The organism is Wolbachia endosymbiont (group A) of Machimus atricapillus (assembly GCF_964027095.1).
In the GTDB taxonomy this organism is placed as follows: Bacteria; Pseudomonadota; Alphaproteobacteria; order Rickettsiales; family Anaplasmataceae; genus Wolbachia.
The window spans coordinates 771,522-791,658 of record NZ_OZ034727.1; the positions used below are offsets into that span (position 1 = coordinate 771,522).

A 20,137-nucleotide genomic window follows, 5' to 3' on the forward strand; every position below is an offset into this window, starting at 1 on the left:
GTTATTAGTGAGGGGTATATGAATACTAACAATATACAACAAAAACACATTTATAATGAGCGCGTTCAAGAATTTTTTCCTTTATTTGATGAAATAAAAAAGGAAGACGACCTAATTTATAATGTTAGAGTTGATTTTAACACAGTAAAGTTTTTAACAGAACACGCCGACTGGAATTGGGACGAAGATGAAAACAAAAATAAAGCATGTGGAGTTATTCTTCAGGAATGCAACAAGACAGCTAGACAAGAGCTTGAAGATAAAGCTAAAGAAGAGTTGAATAAATATATTACTAGTGCTAATAACATTAATGATGATGTTGAAGATAAAAAAGTTTCAATATACGGTAATCATGCCAGTATTACACTGGAGGATAACAAGAAAGAGTTCAAAATCAGCGAATTTTTAAACAGTGATTTTTGTCAGAAGAATGGAATCTCGGGATTTTCAACGTTGCATAGTGATGGAAAGAGCGGAATGCATGGTTTTGTTGCCGAGGAAGGAGGGAAAAAAATAAGACATTATGTCGTAACCGATGGTTCATATGAGATGACTCTGAAATGGTATGCGAAAGGGGAAGAATGCAAGATCAAAATTAAGATTGATGCTAACGGTGTAGACCTTGTTAAAGGTGATGATTTTTCTCTAGAACGGTTAGAAGCGAATCAAGATGTAAAAATAGGTGGTTTATTCTTGCATGAAATAAAATTCAGGGAAAAAGGAAAAGTGAATGAGGTGCAACATGACGGAAAAGACAATCAAGCCCTTAACAAATCATCTGAAATCGCAATAAAAAGTAACAGTAGAGATATTGAGCAAGAGGTCAAAAAACCTGTTCAAAAACACCAAGCTACTCATATGAATCGAGAAATTGGGTCTCAGACCCCTTCGCTGCCACCACTTAGAACTACACCTGAAAAAGATGTTTTCAATGAGCAAGGGAGTGGAAGCCAAAAACCAGATAGAAGTGAGCAAACACCTAATAATCAGCAAAAAGGTGCAACTTCTGATCCTTCGGACAGTTCTACTTTCACCAAGTCTGTAAGCCACAATCAAGATAATAGGCAAAAAGATGAACGGTATGACAATCCTACATTTGGACATGCTGTACCTGGAAGCCAAAAACCAGATAGAAGTGAGCAAACACCTAATAATCAGCAACAACCTAAAACCCAGCAACAAGAAGGAAATAGCAAAGGCGATCTATTACAAGACATCAGAAATTTCAAGAGAAACAGCTTACGGCGCACTGGTGTTGTTGATGGTAGCGGAGCATCAATGGAAGGAGGCAGGAAAAATGAATCAACGTCTTCTATATTAGAAACATTAAAGGACAAAGTTCCTTACTTGCCTTATTCAAATATACATGAACATGACAGTGATAACCGTGGTGCCAGTGATGCTGAGTGGGAAGAAAGTAAACAGCCACTTTCTGTTCCAAAACCCAATAGCAAAAGTGACTCGGGCTATTCACCTCAAATTCATGCTCAACCTCAAGTAGATCCTGAGCAGCCAAAGAGGAGCTTAGAGAACATTGAACAAAGTGACCAAACTCCACCTGAAAATCTTCTTAAAGAAATCAGAGATAGATCACAGCAAGATAATAGAGGATTAAGGCAAGTTGATCCTACTGATAAACTGTCACAAGATAAAGAAGATGGGTTGCTAAAAGACAGTTCAACAGATGTAAAAACAAACGATTCGGGCTATTCATCTCCAACTCATGCCAATCATGGACAATCTCAAGTAAATCCTGGACAGTTAAAAGCGAGCCTAATGAATGTTGAACAAAGAGATGACACTCTACTTACGGAATTTACCAGTAAGTTGGATAAAGAAACTCAGAAGTTCCCACTAAAACCGGTGGATCAAAAAGGAATTAGTGAACAAACCAAAGAACATTTATTAGCAGCAGGATTGCTAAAAGACAGTTCAACAGATGTAAAAACAAACGATTCGGGCTATTCATCTCCAACTCATGCCAATCATGGACAATCTCAAGTAAATCCTGGACAGTTAAAAGCGAGCCTAATGAATGTTGAACAAAGAGATGACACTCTACTTACGGAATTTACCAGTAAGTTGGATAAAGAAACTCAGAAGTTCCCACTAAAACCGGTGGATCAAAAAGGAATTAGTGAACAAACCAAAGAACATTTATTAGCAGCAGGATTGCTAAAAGACAGTTCAACAGATGTAAAAACAAACGATTCGGGCTATTCACCTCAAATTCATGCTCAACCTCAAGTAGATCCTGAGCAGCCAAAGAGGAGCTTAGAGAACATTGAACAAAGTGACCAAACTCCACCTGAAAATCTTCTTAAAGAAATCAGAGATAGATCACAGCAAGATAATAGAGGATTAAGGCAAGTTGATCCTACTGATAAACTGTCACAAGATAAAGAAGATGGGTTGCTAAAAGACAGTTCAACAGATGCAAAAACAAACGATTCGGGCTATTCATCTCCAACTCATGCCAATCATGGACAATCTCAAGTAAATCCTGGACAGTTAAAAGCGAGCCTAATGAATGTTGAACAAAGAGATGACACTCTACTTACGGAATTTACCAGTAAGTTGGATAAAGAAACTCAGAAGTTCCCACTAAAACCGGTGGATCAAAAAGGAATTAGTGAACAAACCAAAGAACATTTATTAGCAGCAGGATTGTTAAAAGACAGTTCAACAGACATAAAAACAGTGGCAGAACAAGAAAACAATGACACTAATTCAATTGTAGATAAAAATAGTAATCTATATAAATTACTAGAGAAAGATGAAGCACAACTGAAAATTGGAGTAATAGAAGAAGAAAGAAAAGATACTTTAACGGAACACACTGATAGTTATGATCGCAATAGAATTGCATTAGGTAACAGAAATAAAAGGCCACTGGATTGGACTAAACGTATTGCTGAGTCACAACAAGAAAAAGATACCAATAAAGGTATTTCAATATAAATTGAGGTTAGGGAATGTTCAAAAAAGCATACGCGTCAAGTTAAGGCCCAATATAGCACCATTCTGATACAATGTTGAACATTTCTTTTTGCATTTTGAATTCTATGGTATTTTGTTTAACATTGAAGCAAGAGTCCAGGCACTGCCTTTGTGTTTGAGGCAAAACCGGCTATAACACTTAACACACTGCCTTTGCAAACAAATGTTCGTACAGCTATATGCTGCACACTAGAATAACAGAAAGCAGAAACCTTACTTAATTGGTTTAAAGTGATTAGCACCCCTTCCCTTTTGAAGAAAAACACTCAACTATAGGAGAAATAATATATTCATTCACTTTTTTAGCAGCAAATGATGTAGCTATGATTGCAAATATCCCTGCAATTGGCGCTATGGCTCCTATTGCCGCACCTGTTAAAGCTGCAGAGCCCATTCCAAGCATTGCACCAGGAAAAATAGCAGTTGCGGCTGCAGCAAGGCCAACTCCAATTGCAGCGCTTGCAACGCATAAAACGGCCATATTGAAAAGATCTTTCTTGGAGCATTCTCCTTCGCATATATCACATGCAGTCAATAATATTACAGGAACGTCAGCAATAATTCCACCTATAACCAAAGGTGACAAAGCTGTGAAACTCAATCCCAAACCTGTAAGTGCACCTATTACTGATGCTACACCTAAAAGTATTAAATCTCCTTTATCCATACAACCTCCCTAATTAATTGATATATTACCATTTGTTCATATTTCTGTAAAGCAGAAAATTTTAGTGGGGCGAGCGACCAGGATCGAACTGGCGACATTCAGTACCACAAACTGACGCTCTACCAACTGAGCTACGCCCGCCAAGATATAAAATATCTAACATACGAGCGCAAATAGTCAATTGATTATTTAACTCTCCTTTTGTAGAGGGTTTTAAGTTTAGCCAATAAATATTTTCATTGATACTTTTACTATTATAGTTAATTGTATTGATACTAATGAAGTAGTGGTATGTTTAAAAGTATTTTCACATTTAGTTTTTTTACGGCTATTTCAAGGATCTCAGGGTTAATAAGAGATGTATTGATTGCTACGGTTATTGGTGCAAACTCTCTTGCAGACATATTTTTTTCTTCGTTTCGTTTTGCCAATCTATTTCGCGCATTTTTTGCAGAGGGAGCATTTACCACGTCCTTTATACCGTTATATTCAATAGAATCACACGATGATAAAAAGGCATTTAATTTTGCAAGTAGTGTAATATCCATTACGTTTATTATCTTAGTAATTTTTTGCCTTATCATGCAAACTTTCTCCCCTTATATGATTCAAATTTTTGCTCCTGGATTTGACCAAAGTAAGTTTACCCTTACTGTTACTTTATCAAGAATTATGATGCCCTACATAATCTTTGTTTCAATTGCATCACTTATTGGTGGAATGCTGCAAGTAAAGCAGCATTTTGCTTCAACAGCTATTGCACCAATCGTTTTGAATCTCTGTTTAATCATCAGTTTGTTTGTGCCTTACATAAAAACTCCAGCGCACAACCTTTCTATAGCTGTCCTTATAGGAGGAATTTTCCAGCTACTTTTGATACTATTTAGTGCATACAAGTTAAAGGCAGCTTTTTCTTTTAGCCTTGAATTAAGCAATGAAGTAAGGTTGTTTTTTAAGCGTGTGATACCTGCAATTATCAACAATTGTGTAACTCAAATAAGTGTATGGATTGACACAATCATGGCGAGTTTTATACCAAATGCGGTGTCCTATATATATTATGCCGATAGACTAAATCAACTACCGCAGGGAATAATCGGTACTGCAATCGGTACAGTGCTTCTTCCTTTAATTTCAAAACAGGTAAATAATACTGAAAATATAGTCAAAATACAGAACAAGGCTCTCAACATAGGATTAATGTTAATTATGCCAACAACTGCTGCCTTTATTATTATTCCCGACATAATTTTACTTACGCTTTTTTCTTACGGCCGGTTTGATCATTATGCAGTGCAGCAAACTGCTCCCACGTTAATAGCATTTTCTCTTTCTTTACCTGCATTTATTATAAATAAAGTATTGCTACCCACGTTTTTTGCTAAAGGCAATCTAAAAATACCAACTATGTTCTCACTAATGTGCCTTGGAATTAATGTAGTGCTAAACCTTTTGTTAATGAACGAGTATCAGCACACGGGGATTGCTATCGCTACTTCCGTTTCCACTTGGATAAACTCCATTCTATTAATTAGTTATTTAACAATAAATAAAATATATAAGGTTAGCCAAGCGTTATTGTTAAATATCATGAAAATTTTTGTAGCAACGGTAGTCATGTCAATAGCCCTTTATATTTTTAATTCTTTGTTGGCAGGATTATTTTTTGATAAAATATTGGCTCGTATTGTTTATTTAACGACTTTAATAGCTTTGAGTGTTATTGTTTATTTTGGTATTCTCTATTTAATGTTTAGAGGAAATTTGAATAATTTGAAATATGTATAAACTAGATCTTTTGCTAAAGGAACAGCAAACGGTGTCATCCCAGTGCTTGACACTGGGATCCAGATATAAAAATATTTGCAAATTATGCAATAGACAACAGATTCTAGGAGCATACGCTGAAATAATGCCCATGATGAAAATAAGATGGATCCCAGTGTCAAGCACTGGGATGACAGGAGTGGGTGCTGGGATGACAAAGATAGACATTGAGATGACAAAGGTAGGAAATAGAGTAACTCCATTGCAATTAAGAGGCATATTATGAAGCTCTCAATATACGCCATATTATCAATCTCGCTGCTATTAATTCTCATGCACGTTGCTGCAACTTTTAAGGATTGGAGTAGCTACAGGAAATATATCATAAAAGAGTTGGAGAGAACGTATGATGCTAAAGTGCATATTGGAGGGAAAGTTGAAGTTTCACTCATTACTCCAAAGCTCACTATTCATAATGTATATATACAATACAACGAAAATAAAGAGCAAAAGCTATCAGATTTAATTAATGTAAGAAAAATTGAAATAAGGCCATCGTTCCTATCGTTGCTTTTATTCTCGTTGCAACCAAAGTCAATCACATTGTTTGGCATGAAAAGCAATAAAGAAAATTTAATTAATATTATAAATACAAAAGCCAGTGGTAACACAGTCGATATAGTAATAAAAGACAGCCAAGTAAGTTTTAAGAATGATTTCGCTAATTATAGCAGCATTGTTAATATAAAGGAAGTTGCTGTAAAAAAAAATAGGCAATTCTCCGGTAAAGTAAAGGTAGGTGATAATAATTACGATTTTTCAGGAAAGGTTGATATCACAAAAAAGAATGTACACATTAGTGTTGAATCAAATTTTGTAAATTTGCTATTTACAGGTAATAGAAATCAAGAAGAACTCCAGGGTAATTTAACATTAACAATTAATAACAGTTCCGGTTCTGTGGGTGATTTAGCAAAAATCATTAATCTTAGCTTTCTCTCTTGTGTTATTCCTAGCGAAAATATCAAGATATCATCCAATATAAGTCTTAATGAAAGTGAGTTTACGGCAACTGACTTAAAAATTGATTCCAAAAGCATGCAAGCCAGCGGTACAATACAAAATGATAGAAAAAGCGATCACACTAATTTCAATATTAGCTTCAGTAAAGTTGACTTAGATTCCATACAAGACAATTCACAAAAAACAACGAATATAAAAGACCTTCTGGAATGTTTTAGAGCAGTTGTGCCAAAGAACTTGAGCTTAAATTTTAATATGGAAGCTTCTAACATTCAATATCAAAACAAAATATTGGACAATTTCCGTGCTGTACTAAAATCCACTGATGGCAAAGTAAAAGTTAATACGCTTCTTAAATTTCCTGGAATCAATAATATATCTTACTTATCAGGAGAGATCTCAAACAATAATGTCCTATCTGAATTCAACGGTGATTTGTTAGTAGAAGGAAATGATTTTGAGTCATTCATTTCATGTTTTTTTCCTTCTATAAAGATGAAAGAAAACCAGAAAAATCAATTTACACTAAGTTCTAAACTGCACCTTGCACCAAGAATATTATCTATCTCAGACATTAGACTGCTAAATAATAAGGAATCCTTGCAAGGGTCAATTAGAGTAAGCCACACAAAAAAACGCAGTGTGGTTGATGGTAAATTTAGCATGCATAATCTTGATGCAGATAAATATGATCATTCATTATTTAGCAGTTTATCTAAAATGCAACGGCTGAAAAATTTTCAGTATGATGCAAATATAAAGGCCAGTGTTAATAACCTTACATTGAATGATACGAAAATTAAAAATTTGGATTTTTTGCTGAAAATGGAAAAAGGTAAGCTAGTTGCAGATAAAATAAAACTATCTGGAGAAGATTTCGATATTACCGGTAATGCAAAAATATTAGTAGATCAAAAATACGCCAAACCTTTATTAGATGTGAACCTTACGGGCAATAAATTTAATGGAAATATCTTTAAATTACCAAATTTAGTAGAGGTAAAAAGAAATTCAAGAAATGAGATAGATCAAATTCAATGGTCAACAAAGCAGCTTGATTTTTTGGATGACAAAGAAGGCTTTGATGCAAATGTGCAAATCAATACTGCAGAATTTAAAACCGAGCAGAATGTTTTGAAAGATTTTAATTTGGATGCGGTAATGAGAAACAACGTTATCACTATCAGGCAGGCAAGTTACGTATTAGAACACGGGCAAGTGTTTTTTCAGGGTTATTTAAGATCAGACTCAATGAATACAAGATTTTCTATTGTAAATTTGGACACTAAAAAGATTGGTAAGGTTATAGGAATTGACAATGTAAATGGTCAGATAAGCTTAAGTGGTGCAATCAAAACTCAAGGAAAAAGTTTTCATGATTGGGCTAATAGCTTATCAGGAGATGTAAACTTACAAGCGCAGGGAATAGAAGTTACTAATGTAGATTTCAATTCATTTATCGCTAATTTGTTAAGCAGTAAGAATAAGTCTGAAATTTCCACATTTGCTTATGTTGATATATATAATGGCAGTACATTTTTTGAAAATATTAGCGGAAAAGCAAGTATTAAGAGTGGTATATGTTCAACTAGTTTACAATTCGGGATTGATCAAGCATCAGGGTCGATCTCTTCTAATTTAACCTTATCTAACTTCGCTTTAGCTTCTATATTCAGGTTCTTTTTCATACCACCAAACTATAGTAATCCAATCTATATCGATATGCATTTGGATGGCCCTATTTGGCGTCCTAAGATGAGTTTTGATGTAGACCAAATCTTCATCGCTCTGGTTGGCAAGAGGAATAGTTAATTTACTAACATCTGTTTATAAGAGTCATATGTGCTTGACACCTGGTTAATATTAGGTTAATATATTGATATGAGCGTTAAGTTGTAGGTAAAAAAAAATGTTTAGTATGTTTTCGAATCTTTTTGGCAAAAATTCTAATAATTCAAGTGTTATTGGAAGTGATGTAGAAGTTAGCCCTATAAAAGAAACAGTGACTCCTGTAGATATTGATGAGGGTTTTGAAGAGATTGATCTTGCAGAAATTGATGAGAAAGAATTTTTTGAATGTGCAGCAACACAAGAAGAACTAAATTCGTTGCTTGAATCTGAATCACAAGGTAAAACTATTTCTTATGCCCTTAAGCCATTGCTTTATACTGCAAAATATGGAGCTAAAGCGCTATCAGCAACAACGGTAGTTGTATCGTACGCCTTAAATGGGGCTTCATATGGTATAGCTGGTATATCTTATATTCCTCATGGTGCATCAAAAGTGCTTAAAAAATGCAAAGGAGAAGATAAAAACACAGTAGGGTATAAAATTACCACTTCTTCTCAGAACTTACTAGATTTTACGTCAGGTGCTATATATACTGTGTCATATGTACCATATGGTGCTGGAGTAGTTTTAAATGGAGTGTCTGGTATAGCGAATCAATTAGATTCCTCTTTATCTCCTAAAAAAATAGAGCAGATCTGCACTAAATCAGATTTGTTTGTAGACAACTTATCCAGTAAATTAAAGGGAATAAAAATAGAGAATTTTTCACAAGCTCTAGCGGTAGCTTGTTAGGCGTGTACGGTTTAGGAGACAATAAACTCATCTGAACGGATATCTTCAAGCATATCTGTTCAATGGTGCGGTAGAAAATGGTTGCGCAGACAAAGTTGCTATAGCTAGTGCAACCCTACGTCACACCGCCGCGGCGCTAACATGTAGCAGAATGACGAACCCTCGGTAAACCCAAAACTATAGGATAAAATAGACTAAATATGGTGTAATTTGGCTGATTTTTTTAATATTTTACAAAGTACAAAGCAAAAACTTAAACTCTTTTAAGTTGTCTTTTAGCCGCACAACTGAACGGATCAAACTTAACCTAACTCATCACCACCTGGCAGTGGTGGCAAGCCAAATGCTTCCCTTTTTTCATTGAGTGTCATAAAGCTTGCGTTTTCTACGTATTTCCACAACTTTTGCCTCTTTTCCATGAGAATTTCTATTGCATCTTTGTCGTACGACAAGCACAGATCCTCGCCAAATTTTGGTGTTAGCCAAGAATTCAGGTGACAGATAATATTTTCTAGCGTTGGTAAAACCGTCTGTTCCCAGAGGGATAAGCGTGCTTCGACTAAATTGCTATAAGTGTTATCACCTGGTATGCCAAGCAACTGCGGTGGGACGCCAAAAGCCAGGGCAATATCACGAGCTGAACTGTGTTTGGACTCAATAAAATCCATATCCCTTGGTGATAAGCTCATTTCCTTCCACTCCAAGCCTCCTTCAAGCAATATCGGTCTTCCAGCATTGACAGAACCTGAATAATGATCATTTATTTGCTCTTTTAAGCGTTGGTACTGCTCTTGACTTAAACTTCCACCACTCCCGTCCTTCGCTGATTTCACAACTATTGCACCACTTGGTCTTGCCCCATTTTGCAACATCGCTTGATTCCAAGCACCCGCCTGATTATGCTGATCTATACTGTATGCAGCTGCCTCAATTGGTGATAATCCATACCAATCATTCAAAGGGTTAAAGGTCTTTAGGTGCAACACTGCTGAACGTCCGGTTAGTTTATCAACTTTAAAGTCATAACCGTTGTTATTTATGGTATAACGATAGATATAAGGAACGTTATTTCTCCCTGGAACAATTTCAACCCTATCAGGGCGCAGAAGATAAAGCTCTGTTGGTGGTTTTCTATTGTTCTGCGACTCAACCATCAATATATAAGAATTGCCGTTAACTAACCGATAAGTTACAATCCCCTCAATAAATTCCGATTTTGATGTCATTGGATTAGGAGAATAAAGTAATTTCAGTAATGGATGGGCTTTTAGTTGCGATTTTCCCTGTTCAGTAAGCTGGCAGAGAGTAAAAGGTATCGAAGATGCAGCACTTGCAATCATATTAATTGCTCGAAAGGCAATAACATTTTTTATGTAACCTTCCTCAGCAAAACTTACATAATCACGCTTACTCCAACTTGGTTCCATCATTAGCTGCAAAGCAGAATATTCACTGCTTTTCTTTCTTTGAAAAATGTTGAAATTCATATGTGCCTCCTAAAAAATTGAATTTGTGGTAGAATTATATCAATTGGTGTCACAGGAAGGATATACTAACGTACGAACATTATGTTTGAGAGCAATCTCTACACAGTAGTTAAATGGCAGGCACAATAAGGGGTAGCAAAAAGAATGAGCTTTTTTTTTGAGCTGAGCGAAGCCACCTAAGGTAGAAAATGAATCAGGAAGGAGTAAAAATATATTTAATGTTTATATGATGTACTTACTTATAAATATCTTTTCTGTGTCCTATCTCTGTGATAACCACTTCATATTTTATAATATTTACGGAATAGATAACGCGATAATCACCTACCCTTAATCTTCTTTGTCCTTTAAATCTGTAATATAATGGCTCACCAAGGTTAATGGGATCAATTGTAAGGCGCTTATTTATCGCATTTATGATCCTTAATCTTATTGTTTTTGGAAGAGCTGGAAGGTCTTTCTCAAGAACGCTTTCTATGAAGATAATATTGTATTCCAGTCTACATCCTCACTTCTAATTTTCTTTACACCTGAAACATTACGTTTAGCAGCACGCTCAATTAGTATTTTATCTTCCTCATTTTCAATTGCTTCTTGTATTAGCTTCTCTGTTAGTTCTTTAATGGACTTATTTCTTATTTTAGCTAGTCCAGCAAGACACTCTGAAATTTCGTTGTTGAAAGTTATGCTAAATTTTGAGTTTGCCATATATTTTACCTAAAATCTACTAATAATTATACAACATTTTTCTGAATTTTTCAATAAAAAAAGTTGCCTATACGTAAAGAGGACCTGTGTTGACAAACAATTAAACATTTGTCATGTACTATGTTTGTTAAGGAGAAATAGCACAGAAGTTAGTATTAAGTATATTAGGAATAAGAAAGGCTGCGCTCAGTGTCACACACTGGAATGACAAGAAGAGGGCACTTGGATGACAGGAAAAGAATGCATTGCTATACTAAAAAGAAAAGAAATTGAACATGACAGAATGGCTAATATCTAATCAGCTTATTGATTATAACTGTGCCGTAAAATCTATGGAAGAAAAAATTCAACAAATTTACAATAATTCAGCAGACGAATTGGTATGGCTACTCCAGCACCCTCCACTTTATACTGCAGGAATCAGTGCAACAGATGATGATATTGTTGAAAAACTATTTCCTATATATAAAACAGGAAGGGGTGGTAAACACACATATCATGGTCCAGGACAGCGCATCATATATTTAATGTTAAACCTTAAAAAAAGAAATAAATGTGACATAAAGCTATATATTAGAGACCTAAGTAAGTGGATAATAAATGTTTTAAAGCAATTTAATATACTTGGAGAATTTAAAGAGGATAGAATAGGTGTTTGGGTGAATAACAATGGAGTAGAAAAAAAAATTGCAGCTTTTGGTATTCGCTTAAGAAAATGGGTAACTTATCATGGCATAGCGCTTAACGTCTTTCCAGATCTCTCTCACTATAAGGGTATTATTCCTTGTGGACTGCAAGGTTATGGCGTCACATCAATGGAAGAACTAGGAGTGAAAGTTCCACTCTCTGAATTGGATGATATACTAAAAAAAGAGTTTTATAAGATATTTTAATGATCATTTACCTTTTATATTTTATTTTCACTTTATGTGCTAACACAGGTATTCATGCAATCGACCGAGTTGATATTATTGCTCCTTCTTCCAAGGGAAAAGAATCAGATCTGACTACTATAAAAGAATATGTAGAAGCTTCGGATTTTAATCCCCATATTTCGGAAAAAATATATAGTAATGACAATCCATTTTATTCCAACTCTGATGAATTCAGAGCAAATGATTTGGTTAGTGCACTAACTAATGATAGTAAAATAATTTGGTGTATCAGAGGAGGAGAAGGGGCTTCTCGGTTAATTCCCTATCTAGAAAAGTTACCCAATGATAAAAAAGAAAGGATTGCTCAAAACAAAAAAATCCTCATAGGCTATAGCGATATAACTGCCTTGCACATCTATCTACAAGCTAAATATGATTGGCAAACTCTTCACGGCACCATGTTGGAAATGATAGTAAATAGCTCCGTTTCTGAAAGCTCTGTTGAAAAATTGAAAGAGTTAATTCTTAACAAGCGGGATTCTATCAGATTTGATAACCTAAAGATGATAAACAATGGCATTAGACTAAAAGATGGCAGATTAGAGTCTAAAGTCATCGGTGGTAATATGACTTTAGTTGAAAATAGTATAGGAACCGCTTGGCAAATAAATGCGAAAGGTAAAATTCTATTTTTAGAGGACATAAGAGTTTACCCATACGCAATAGAGCGCAGTTTAGATCACCTAAAACAAGCTCACATTTTTGATGGAGTGCATGCAGTAATCTTTGGGGATTTCGTTAACTGTTATAATGATAATCTTGTTGAAGTTGTAAAAGAAAGGCTTGCAAAAAGTGTTAACTTTCCTGTATTTACAATGAAAGGGGTAGGCCATGGACATACAAATGACCCTTTACCTCTTAACACTCACGCTATTATTAGCGTTCAAGACGAAAAAGAAGGTTTGTTTTTTATGGATGTGCAGAATGTTAGCTAATCTTATAGCTAATGCGAGCTCTACGTCATGCCGCCACGGTATCTCTTAGCCGCTAACACGTACTTAACCGTCATACCGCGATTCATTCGCGGTATCTCTAGATCCCGCTAACACGTAGCGGGATGACGAGTTATTATACCGCCGCGAACCGTCATGCCGCCGCGGTATCTCTTAGCCGCTAACACGTAGCGGGATACTTAACCGTCATACCGCGATTCATTCGCGGTATCTCTAGATCCCGCTAACACGTACTTAACCGTCATACTGCCGCGGCGCTAACAACTGTACGAACGTTGTAGTTTGGGCCACCAGTGGGGTGTCATCCATAAGTGTTGAAAGTGCTATAAGTGGCATTATATAAGGTGGTTAACGGCATAAATTTCAATGGTAATAAAATAAATTAAAAAAGCGCCTTTTTGCCTGTGGTTAGAAGGTTTAAGCGAATTTTCGACGTGGTTTATCTGCTTTCCCAACAACGAAGGTTGATATCAAGAGGAGATTTACATACCATTAATCACCTTGTGTGATTGCACTTTCAACACTTATGGGTGTCATCCCAGTGCCCAGACACTGGGATCCAGCTTCTATGCAACTTAATTAAAAACGTTTGTTTTAGCGTAAGACAACTACCTTTAGCTCATCAGCTCAGTTATAAGCAAAATTTCTGGATCCCAGTGTCTGGGCACTGGGATGACACCATTTGCTGTGCAATTTACCTTCAAAAACGAATGTTCGTACAGCTATGAGTGAGATCAAAGAATTGCAGAATTAAGTGTGAATGGTTACAGAGTAATTTCAAAGTGCATTTGCAGTTGGACTGGCTGAATGGATATACTTAATGAAAGTCCCATTTCACGGTGTTCAAATCTACTCCTTCTTGTACCATCTCCCAAAGTGGGCTCATTTCTCTCAGTCGGCCAATATTTTTAGCAACAAGATCTGCTGCGTACAAAACTTCTTCTTTAGTTGTAAATCGGCCTAGGCCAAATCTAATTGATGAATGCTCAAGGTCGTGGCCATTATTTAGCGACCGTATGACATAGGAAGGCTCAAGAGACGCAGACGTGCACGCAGAACCAGAACTTACTGCTAAATCCTTGATTGCCATGATGAGAGACTCACCCTCAACATAGGGAAAGCTCAAGTTTAGGTTGCCAGGAATTCTATTTTCATAATCACCATTTAAAACGATATCAGGAAATGCTTCTTTTATCTTATTGTACAAAATATCTCTCAGTCCTTCCAATTTGCTTGCTTCTGTTTCCATTTCTTCTTTAGCGATACGTGCCGCTTCACCAAAACCAACTGCAAGAGGTGTTGGAACTGTTCCAGAACGCATACCTCTTTCTTGTCCACCACCACTAATCAATGGTATCAGCCTAACACGAGGATTCTTTCTACGGACATATAATGCGCCTATTCCCATAGGTCCATAAATTTTGTGGCTAGAGAGACTCATAAGATCAATGCACATCTCATTAACATCAATTGGAACTTTTCCAAAGCTTTGAGCTGCATCTGTATGGAAAAATATATTATGCTTTCTGCATATTTTACCAATCTCCTTTACAGGCTGAATTACTCCGATTTCATTATTTACCATCATCACTGAAACCAGGATTGTTTTATCAGTAATTGCTTCCTCAAGCTTTGATAAATCTATAATTCCGTTTTGCTTAACAGGCAAATATGTAACTTTAAAGCCTTCATTTTCCAGATGCCGACAAGAATCCAGAACACACTTATGCTCCGTGCAGACAGTTATTATATGATTTCCTTTATTTTTGTAAAAGTGAGCAATGCCCTTGATTGCTGTATTATTTGACTCAGTTGCACCTGAGGTAAAGATAATTTCTTTGCTATCTGCGTTCACCAGATCAGCGATGTGTTTCCTTGCTTTTTCCACTGCTTCTTCAGCAGTCCAACCAAATGAATGGCTGCGAGAGTGTGCATTACTGAACTCACCAAAATAAGGTATCATTACCTCCAAAACACGGGGATCCACTTTAGTAGTAGATTGATAATCAAGAAATATTGGTAATTTTATTTTAGTATCATGTATTTTCTTACTTTCAACATTCATAAAGCTACCACAGGGACAAAATTTACAACTATTTAATAGCACTAAAACTTAATTTTTTCAAGGTATAATCTTGCATCAACAAACATTGTCACCAAAGGGATGTGTGTATGACGCTGGTTCACTCTGTGATGGTGTCATTCCAGCGCCCCTATGATGTCATCCGAGTAGCTCCTTTTTTTGTCATCCGAGTAGCTGACACTGGTTCACTCTATAATAGTATCATCCGAGTAGCCCCTTCTTGTATCTTGAAAAAAGCATCTAGTGTTTTAAGCTTAAACATTAGATGGAGAAGGGAAAATTTTGTCAATAATCTTAGATATAAAATCTGTGGTAAAGTCAAGAATCCCTCCTCAAAAGTAGAGGCTGGACGGTATCGTAGAAAGACCTAAATGGTTCTAATTCTGTATTCACAAGGTTAGCCTTACTTTTCATTTTTAATGGTAACGTATGGGGTTATATATGATCAACAACTTTTTGGGCATAGATATATCAAAAGATCGCTTTGATGTTTTTCTCTCATTTATAAGCAAAAAAGGAAAGCGTGAAACTAGAAAAAGAAGCTTTAAGAACGATGGTTTCAAAGTCTACTGAATTTTCTACACAAACATAATGTAGAAAAAGTAAAAACCTGCATGGAATCTACTGGTTGTTATAGCGAAGCACTGGCTGAATTTCTACACAATGCTGGACATTTTGTAAGTGTTGTAAATCCTTATTGCATAAAATCTTATGCAAGGAGTAAGCTGATACGACAAAAGAATGATCAGACCGATGCAGAAGTTATTGCTGATTATTGCCAAAGACAGGAACCTTCTAGTTGGACACCACCTTCTCCTGAAATGAAAAAATTAAAACATCTTTATCGTTGCTCAGTTGCGTTAAAAGATGAGTTAACATTAGTAAATAACCACTTAGAAAAAAAAGAGAGACTGCCTAAAGAAGTTGCAAATGCTTGGGAAGACCTTGCAATGAATATAGCTCAAAAAATAGAAACAATAAAAAACTCCGTACGTGAACTATTAAATCAACACAAAGAATTGTTGGAAAATTTTCAACTTCTATTGACTATTCCAGGCATAGGAGAAGAATCAGCAATAGCTATTTTAGCTGAAGTTTCTGATATAGAGGTTTTTAGAGATGCCAGGCAATTGGCAGCATATACAGGAGTTATACCACGAAATATGACGTCAGGTTCCTCTGTATATGCCAAACCCAGATTAAGTAAATCCGGTTCACAAACATTACGTAAGGCACTTTTCTTTCCTGCCATAGTAGCTAAGAATCACAATCCTATCATTATGAGCTTTTGCCAAAGATTAAAGGAAAAGGGTAAGCATAATATGGCCATCGTTGGTGCTGCAATGCGTAAGCTACTCCATATCATTTTCGGTATTCTGACATCCAAAAGTGCTTTTGATCCTAACCATATCAAAAACTACAGGGCTAGGAGGTTGACTGAAGGTTTAGTACTTTAAAATCAAAAATGCTTCCTATCTATCTTATGTAAAGTGGTATCTTACACAAATTTATTGAATGTTGTTGGTTAGTGGATATGTTGATAAGTAAACTTCATCTGTTTTGTGCGTATAAAACTAATTTACTTATCAACATATCCACTAACTATAATCTGTGTACTGTTACACAATTGGAAGTATTTTTTGATTTTATGATGCAACTTGGGAAATTTTTATAATTTTTTTGTTGACTAACAAGACGGTATCTCCTCTTTCTTTGAGGTCATTTAGCACTCCCAACCAGAAGTTAGCTCCTTCACTTTCAGCCAAATAAAAACCTAATACTTCTTTTTTGCCATTTTGATCTATGCCTAATATGTTATACATGCATTTACTTACGCAATGCCCGTCCTCTTTGACTTTAAAAAACCATGAAAACTATCGGATATACAGACTGCAGCGGGCGACTACGCCATTCGTTGATTACTGGTAGCAATTTGTCAGTAATACTTGATATCTCTGCCACCGATATTTTGTGATCATAAATTTCCTCAACATGTGACACTATATCTCTATAGCCCATACCACTGGCAAATGTGCTCAAAATCTTCGTTTCAAGCTCTGGATGTAAGTTTGTTTGCCTTTTTTTGACTATTTGTGGTTCGAAACTTCCTTCCCTATCTCTTGGCGTCAAAAGCTCAAATGACCCTGCGCTTGTACGTAAAGTCTTTGCATTCCTCCCATTTCTTCGATTATTCTCTTCGCTTTCAGCCGACAAGTGGTTTTCTATTTCACCTTCCAGGCTTACCTCCAGCAACTTTTTTATAAACGGTGTTAATGCTCCATCTCTTCCTGTCAACGGTCTTCCTTCTCGTATAGACGACAGGATATTTGTTTCTAATTCTTTATAATCTACCAAACCGGTAGTTCTGTTTACTACTTTCTGACTCATTGTCAAACCTCCATTTTTTTATATCAATTTATTACTTTTTTTTCGGTTTGACACAGTTTATTTAATACTCCCTTTCTATTAATTCTTTCGTCTTGTCAGACTTATGAAAACTCGCATTGTCAAACCTAGCCAGGTTTTAATATTGGCATAAGCCTATTTTCAACATACGCTTCAAAAAGCTCACTGTTGCAATATCCCTCATGGTGCCTCTTCACTTAGGGCTCCAATTATTTCTTCCTTTGTATCCTGGTTTCTCCGCAAATAGCCCTTTTCCTCTTCGAGACCATCCATATTCATAAAATTCGTTGTCTTCTATACCTGATTCATCTATGAATACTAAATTTTCTTCATTTATTTCTGCTACCTTTTGTATGACTTCCTTTCGTTTTCCTTCATCCCTTTCCTGGTAGAGAAAAGTTTTTTTTATACATATAGTTCACTTTTTTAAGGTAGTTATATACTTTGTCTTTGCACATATTGCCAAATTTTTCAATTATCTTTTCAACTCTGATTTTCATCTAGAAATTCGACAAAGCTATCTAAGTCTTTAATTTTATGACTATGCCCCTTTTGATAGCCTGAAGATGGTTTTATGCTTCCTGTTTCTTCTCTTCTTTTCCTCCACCAATATATTGTTTTTCTATCAATTTTGAACATCTTCCTCCATAGTCATTTTTTTCTCGTCTACTACTTTCAAAACACGTTCCCTAAGATCCTCACTTTGGCATCATTCTACCTTATCCAAAGCCATTTTATACCTTTTTATCCCTTCTGAGGTAACCTTTTTTCAGTTAGCTATAGGTATAAAATAATGGAGTATGTCTCTCCATCATTCAACAGCAATCACAGTATGTTTTTACAAATTTGAAAATTAGTGTTAAATAAAAATATAAATGCAAAAGGAAAAGAAATGATTGAACTTAAAGGCCAAGAAATTTGTGCAGGCGGAAATAAGAAAAATTTGATTATTTTTTTACATGGTTGGGGCTCAAGTGGCGATAATTTCATTCACCTTGCTAAAGTTATGAGCAAGTTTTTACCCGAGTCATATTTTGTAGCACCCAATGCTCCGTTTGAAAGAGAAATAGGTGATGGTTATCAGTGGTTCAGCTTGGAAGATCGTAGTGAGGAAGCGCTATATAATGGAGTAAAAAATGCTACATCAATTGTAAATCATTTCATTGATACAAAATTAAAGGAGCTTAATTTAAAAGATACGCAACTTTCTTTGGTTGGATTTTCTCAAGGAGCAATGCTTGCAATACATACAGCTCTCACCCGCTCTCAATCCTGTGCATCAGTTGTTGCATACTCTGGTAGGTTTCTTTCACCTTCAAAAACTGCACCAGAGATCAAGTCAAAACCTAACATATGTGTTATCCATGGTGATGCTGACGACGTGGTACCTTTTTCGTCCCTCGACTTAGCGGTTAAAGCTTTGAAAGAAAATGGAATAAATGTTGAAGGGCACCCAATTCATGCATTAGGGCATATTATTAATGAAGAGGGGATAAAATTAGGAGTAGAATTTATCAAGAAGAATTTTAAAAATTAATTTTCATGCACTTGTTTTGCTTTGGTTATGGATATGTGGCTAAATTTTTATCGAAAAAACTGCTGAACTTAGGTTGGAAAGTCAGTGGCACATCAAGAAGTAAAAATATACAAAATGTAATCCTCTTTAATTATGAGAAAGTTAGTCAAGATCTGCTTAAAAGCGCAACGCACGTTTTAATTTCTATTCCTCCAGATGGTGATGATGTTATGGAGAGATATGGTGATTGCCTGCAAAATGTTAAATGGTTTGGTTATTTGTCTGCAACTAGCGTTTATGGTGATTACTCTGGTAATTGGGTGAATGAGGAATCTGAAACAAAACCTATAGAAATCAGAGGAGAAAAGCGCCTTAGATCTGAAAAGAAGTGGCTGAATAGCAAACTGCCTGTACATATTTTTCGTTTAGCTGGAATATACGGTCCTGGTAGGAACGTGTTAATTGACTTGCAGCTTGGCAAAGCAAAAAATGTGAAAAAAGAAGGGCATTTTTTTTCTCGTATTCACGTTGAAGATATATCGAACATTCTATTTTCTTCCATGCAAAACATAAAACCTGGTGAAGTATACAATTGTGCAGATGATTTACCCACTACACAATCTGAAGTGATAATGTATGCAGCCAAACTCCTCAATGTTAGTCCTCCAGAGCCAATTGAGGTTTCTTCCTTACCAGATTATGCACAGAGTTTTTATTTAGGGTCAAAAAAAGTAAGTAATGTTAAAATTAAAAAAGATCTTAATGTCTCTCTAATTTATCCTAACTATAAGGTGGGATTAGAGAGTTTGCATGTAAAAAAAACTGAAATCACATTAGAATGAAGTAGATAGACCTATTGTTTAGTTGTATCCGTTCAGCAAAGTGGCAAAATAGGTAGGCGAGATAAACCAAAAAATCAAGAAAAAAGTAAGTTTACAACAAATGGTGTCATTCCAGTGCTTGACACTGGAATCCAGCCTTTCCATAATCATCAAAACATTGTATTTT

17 protein-coding genes, 1 tRNA gene and 2 pseudogenes are annotated in these 20,137 nt (G+C 35.6%); 12 read left to right on the plus strand and 8 right to left on the minus strand.

All coding sequences use genetic code 11. The features are described 5' to 3' along the window. Positions 1 to 18: 18 nt before the first annotated feature. Complete coding sequence (locus AAGD68_RS03805; RefSeq protein ID WP_341814126.1) at positions 19 to 2,961, plus strand: hypothetical protein; 2,943 nt, start codon at positions 19 to 21, stop codon at positions 2,959 to 2,961. Positions 2,962 to 3,235: 274 nt separating this feature from the next. Here AAGD68_RS03805 and AAGD68_RS03810 read toward each other — a convergent pair whose 3' ends face one another. Together AAGD68_RS03810 and AAGD68_RS03815 are read right to left on the minus strand one after the other, a co-directional pair. After that, on the minus strand, positions 3,236 to 3,667 hold the full coding sequence (locus AAGD68_RS03810; protein WP_253309643.1) for a hypothetical protein: 432 nt from the start codon (positions 3,665 to 3,667) through the stop codon (positions 3,236 to 3,238). 65 nt (positions 3,668 to 3,732) lie between these two features. Next, positions 3,733 to 3,808 (minus strand) — tRNA-His (locus AAGD68_RS03815). Positions 3,809 to 3,958: 150 nt separating this feature from the next. Between AAGD68_RS03815 and murJ the strand changes: the two genes are divergently transcribed. From murJ to AAGD68_RS03835, 4 genes are all read left to right on the plus strand, one after another. Then, positions 3,959 to 5,455: a murein biosynthesis integral membrane protein MurJ gene (gene murJ, locus AAGD68_RS03820; RefSeq protein ID WP_253309642.1), complete on the plus strand. Its 1,497-nt coding sequence runs from the start codon at positions 3,959 to 3,961 to the stop codon at positions 5,453 to 5,455. Then, complete coding sequence (locus AAGD68_RS03825) at positions 5,448 to 5,720, plus strand: hypothetical protein (protein ID WP_253309641.1); 273 nt, start codon at positions 5,448 to 5,450, stop codon at positions 5,718 to 5,720. Before murJ ends, AAGD68_RS03825 begins: the two co-directional genes overlap by 8 nt. After that, positions 5,717 to 8,269, plus strand: coding sequence for an AsmA-like C-terminal region-containing protein (locus AAGD68_RS03830; protein WP_341814127.1), 2,553 nt, complete (start codon positions 5,717 to 5,719; stop codon positions 8,267 to 8,269). Before AAGD68_RS03825 ends, AAGD68_RS03830 begins: the two co-directional genes overlap by 4 nt. 97 nt (positions 8,270 to 8,366) lie before the next feature. After that, complete coding sequence (locus AAGD68_RS03835; protein WP_265044955.1) at positions 8,367 to 9,041, plus strand: hypothetical protein; 675 nt, start codon at positions 8,367 to 8,369, stop codon at positions 9,039 to 9,041. Positions 9,042 to 9,343: 302 nt separating this feature from the next. Here AAGD68_RS03835 and AAGD68_RS03840 read toward each other — a convergent pair whose 3' ends face one another. The 3 genes from AAGD68_RS03840 to AAGD68_RS03850 form a co-directional block, all read right to left on the minus strand. After that, on the minus strand, positions 9,344 to 10,528 hold the full coding sequence (locus AAGD68_RS03840; protein WP_341814128.1) for a phage portal protein: 1,185 nt from the start codon (positions 10,526 to 10,528) through the stop codon (positions 9,344 to 9,346). 235 nt (positions 10,529 to 10,763) lie between these two features. Further along, complete coding sequence (locus AAGD68_RS03845) at positions 10,764 to 11,027, minus strand: type II toxin-antitoxin system RelE/ParE family toxin (protein WP_309166922.1); 264 nt, start codon at positions 11,025 to 11,027, stop codon at positions 10,764 to 10,766. Further along, complete coding sequence (locus tag AAGD68_RS03850) at positions 11,003 to 11,236, minus strand: DUF6290 family protein (RefSeq protein WP_010081986.1); 234 nt, start codon at positions 11,234 to 11,236, stop codon at positions 11,003 to 11,005. The genes AAGD68_RS03845 and AAGD68_RS03850 overlap by 25 nt, the downstream gene beginning before the upstream one ends. A gap of 275 nt (positions 11,237 to 11,511) precedes the next feature. Here AAGD68_RS03850 and lipB point away from each other — a divergent pair, with 275 nt between their 5' ends. From lipB to AAGD68_RS03865, 3 genes are all read left to right on the plus strand, one after another. After that, on the plus strand, positions 11,512 to 12,129 hold the full coding sequence (gene lipB / locus AAGD68_RS03855; RefSeq protein ID WP_253309637.1) for a lipoyl(octanoyl) transferase LipB: 618 nt from the start codon (positions 11,512 to 11,514) through the stop codon (positions 12,127 to 12,129). After that, complete coding sequence (locus AAGD68_RS03860) at positions 12,129 to 13,106, plus strand: LD-carboxypeptidase (protein ID WP_253309636.1); 978 nt, start codon at positions 12,129 to 12,131, stop codon at positions 13,104 to 13,106. The genes lipB and AAGD68_RS03860 overlap by 1 nt, the downstream gene beginning before the upstream one ends. 548 nt (positions 13,107 to 13,654) lie before the next feature. Continuing rightward, positions 13,655 to 13,852, plus strand: a complete 198-nt coding sequence (locus tag AAGD68_RS03865; RefSeq protein ID WP_341814129.1) for a hypothetical protein — start codon at positions 13,655 to 13,657, stop codon at positions 13,850 to 13,852. Positions 13,853 to 13,941: 89 nt separating this feature from the next. Here AAGD68_RS03865 and AAGD68_RS03870 read toward each other — a convergent pair whose 3' ends face one another. Further along, positions 13,942 to 15,189 carry an IscS subfamily cysteine desulfurase gene (locus AAGD68_RS03870; RefSeq protein ID WP_253309635.1) on the minus strand — a complete coding sequence of 416 codons (1,248 nt, stop codon included), beginning with the start codon at positions 15,187 to 15,189 and terminating at the stop codon, positions 13,942 to 13,944. A gap of 107 nt (positions 15,190 to 15,296) precedes the next feature. Here AAGD68_RS03870 and AAGD68_RS03875 point away from each other — a divergent pair, with 107 nt between their 5' ends. Both AAGD68_RS03875 and AAGD68_RS03880 read left to right on the plus strand, forming a co-directional pair. Further along, positions 15,297 to 15,578 (plus strand): hypothetical protein, encoded by a 282-nt coding sequence (locus AAGD68_RS03875; protein ID WP_341814130.1) that lies wholly within the window; start codon positions 15,297 to 15,299, stop codon positions 15,576 to 15,578. 70 nt (positions 15,579 to 15,648) lie between these two features. Further along, positions 15,649 to 16,664 (plus strand): annotated as a pseudogene (locus AAGD68_RS03880) (IS110 family transposase). Between the two features lie 228 nt (positions 16,665 to 16,892). Here the strand turns inward: AAGD68_RS03880 and AAGD68_RS03885 are convergent. Both AAGD68_RS03885 and AAGD68_RS03890 read right to left on the minus strand, forming a co-directional pair. Next, positions 16,893 to 17,595: pseudogene (locus AAGD68_RS03885) on the minus strand (transposase); the annotation flags it as partial. Between the two features lie 501 nt (positions 17,596 to 18,096). After that, positions 18,097 to 18,252, minus strand: coding sequence for a hypothetical protein (locus tag AAGD68_RS03890; RefSeq protein ID WP_253309621.1), 156 nt, complete (start codon positions 18,250 to 18,252; stop codon positions 18,097 to 18,099). Positions 18,253 to 18,505: 253 nt separating this feature from the next. On the opposite strand from AAGD68_RS03890, the gene AAGD68_RS03895 reads away from it, so the two are divergent. After that, positions 18,506 to 19,150 carry an alpha/beta hydrolase gene (locus tag AAGD68_RS03895; protein ID WP_309166945.1) on the plus strand — a complete coding sequence of 215 codons (645 nt, stop codon included), beginning with the start codon at positions 18,506 to 18,508 and terminating at the stop codon, positions 19,148 to 19,150. Positions 19,151 to 19,155: 5 nt separating this feature from the next. Beyond that, positions 19,156 to 19,971 (plus strand): SDR family oxidoreductase, encoded by an 816-nt coding sequence (locus AAGD68_RS03900; RefSeq protein WP_253309623.1) that lies wholly within the window; start codon positions 19,156 to 19,158, stop codon positions 19,969 to 19,971. Positions 19,972 to 20,137 lie beyond the last annotated feature (166 nt).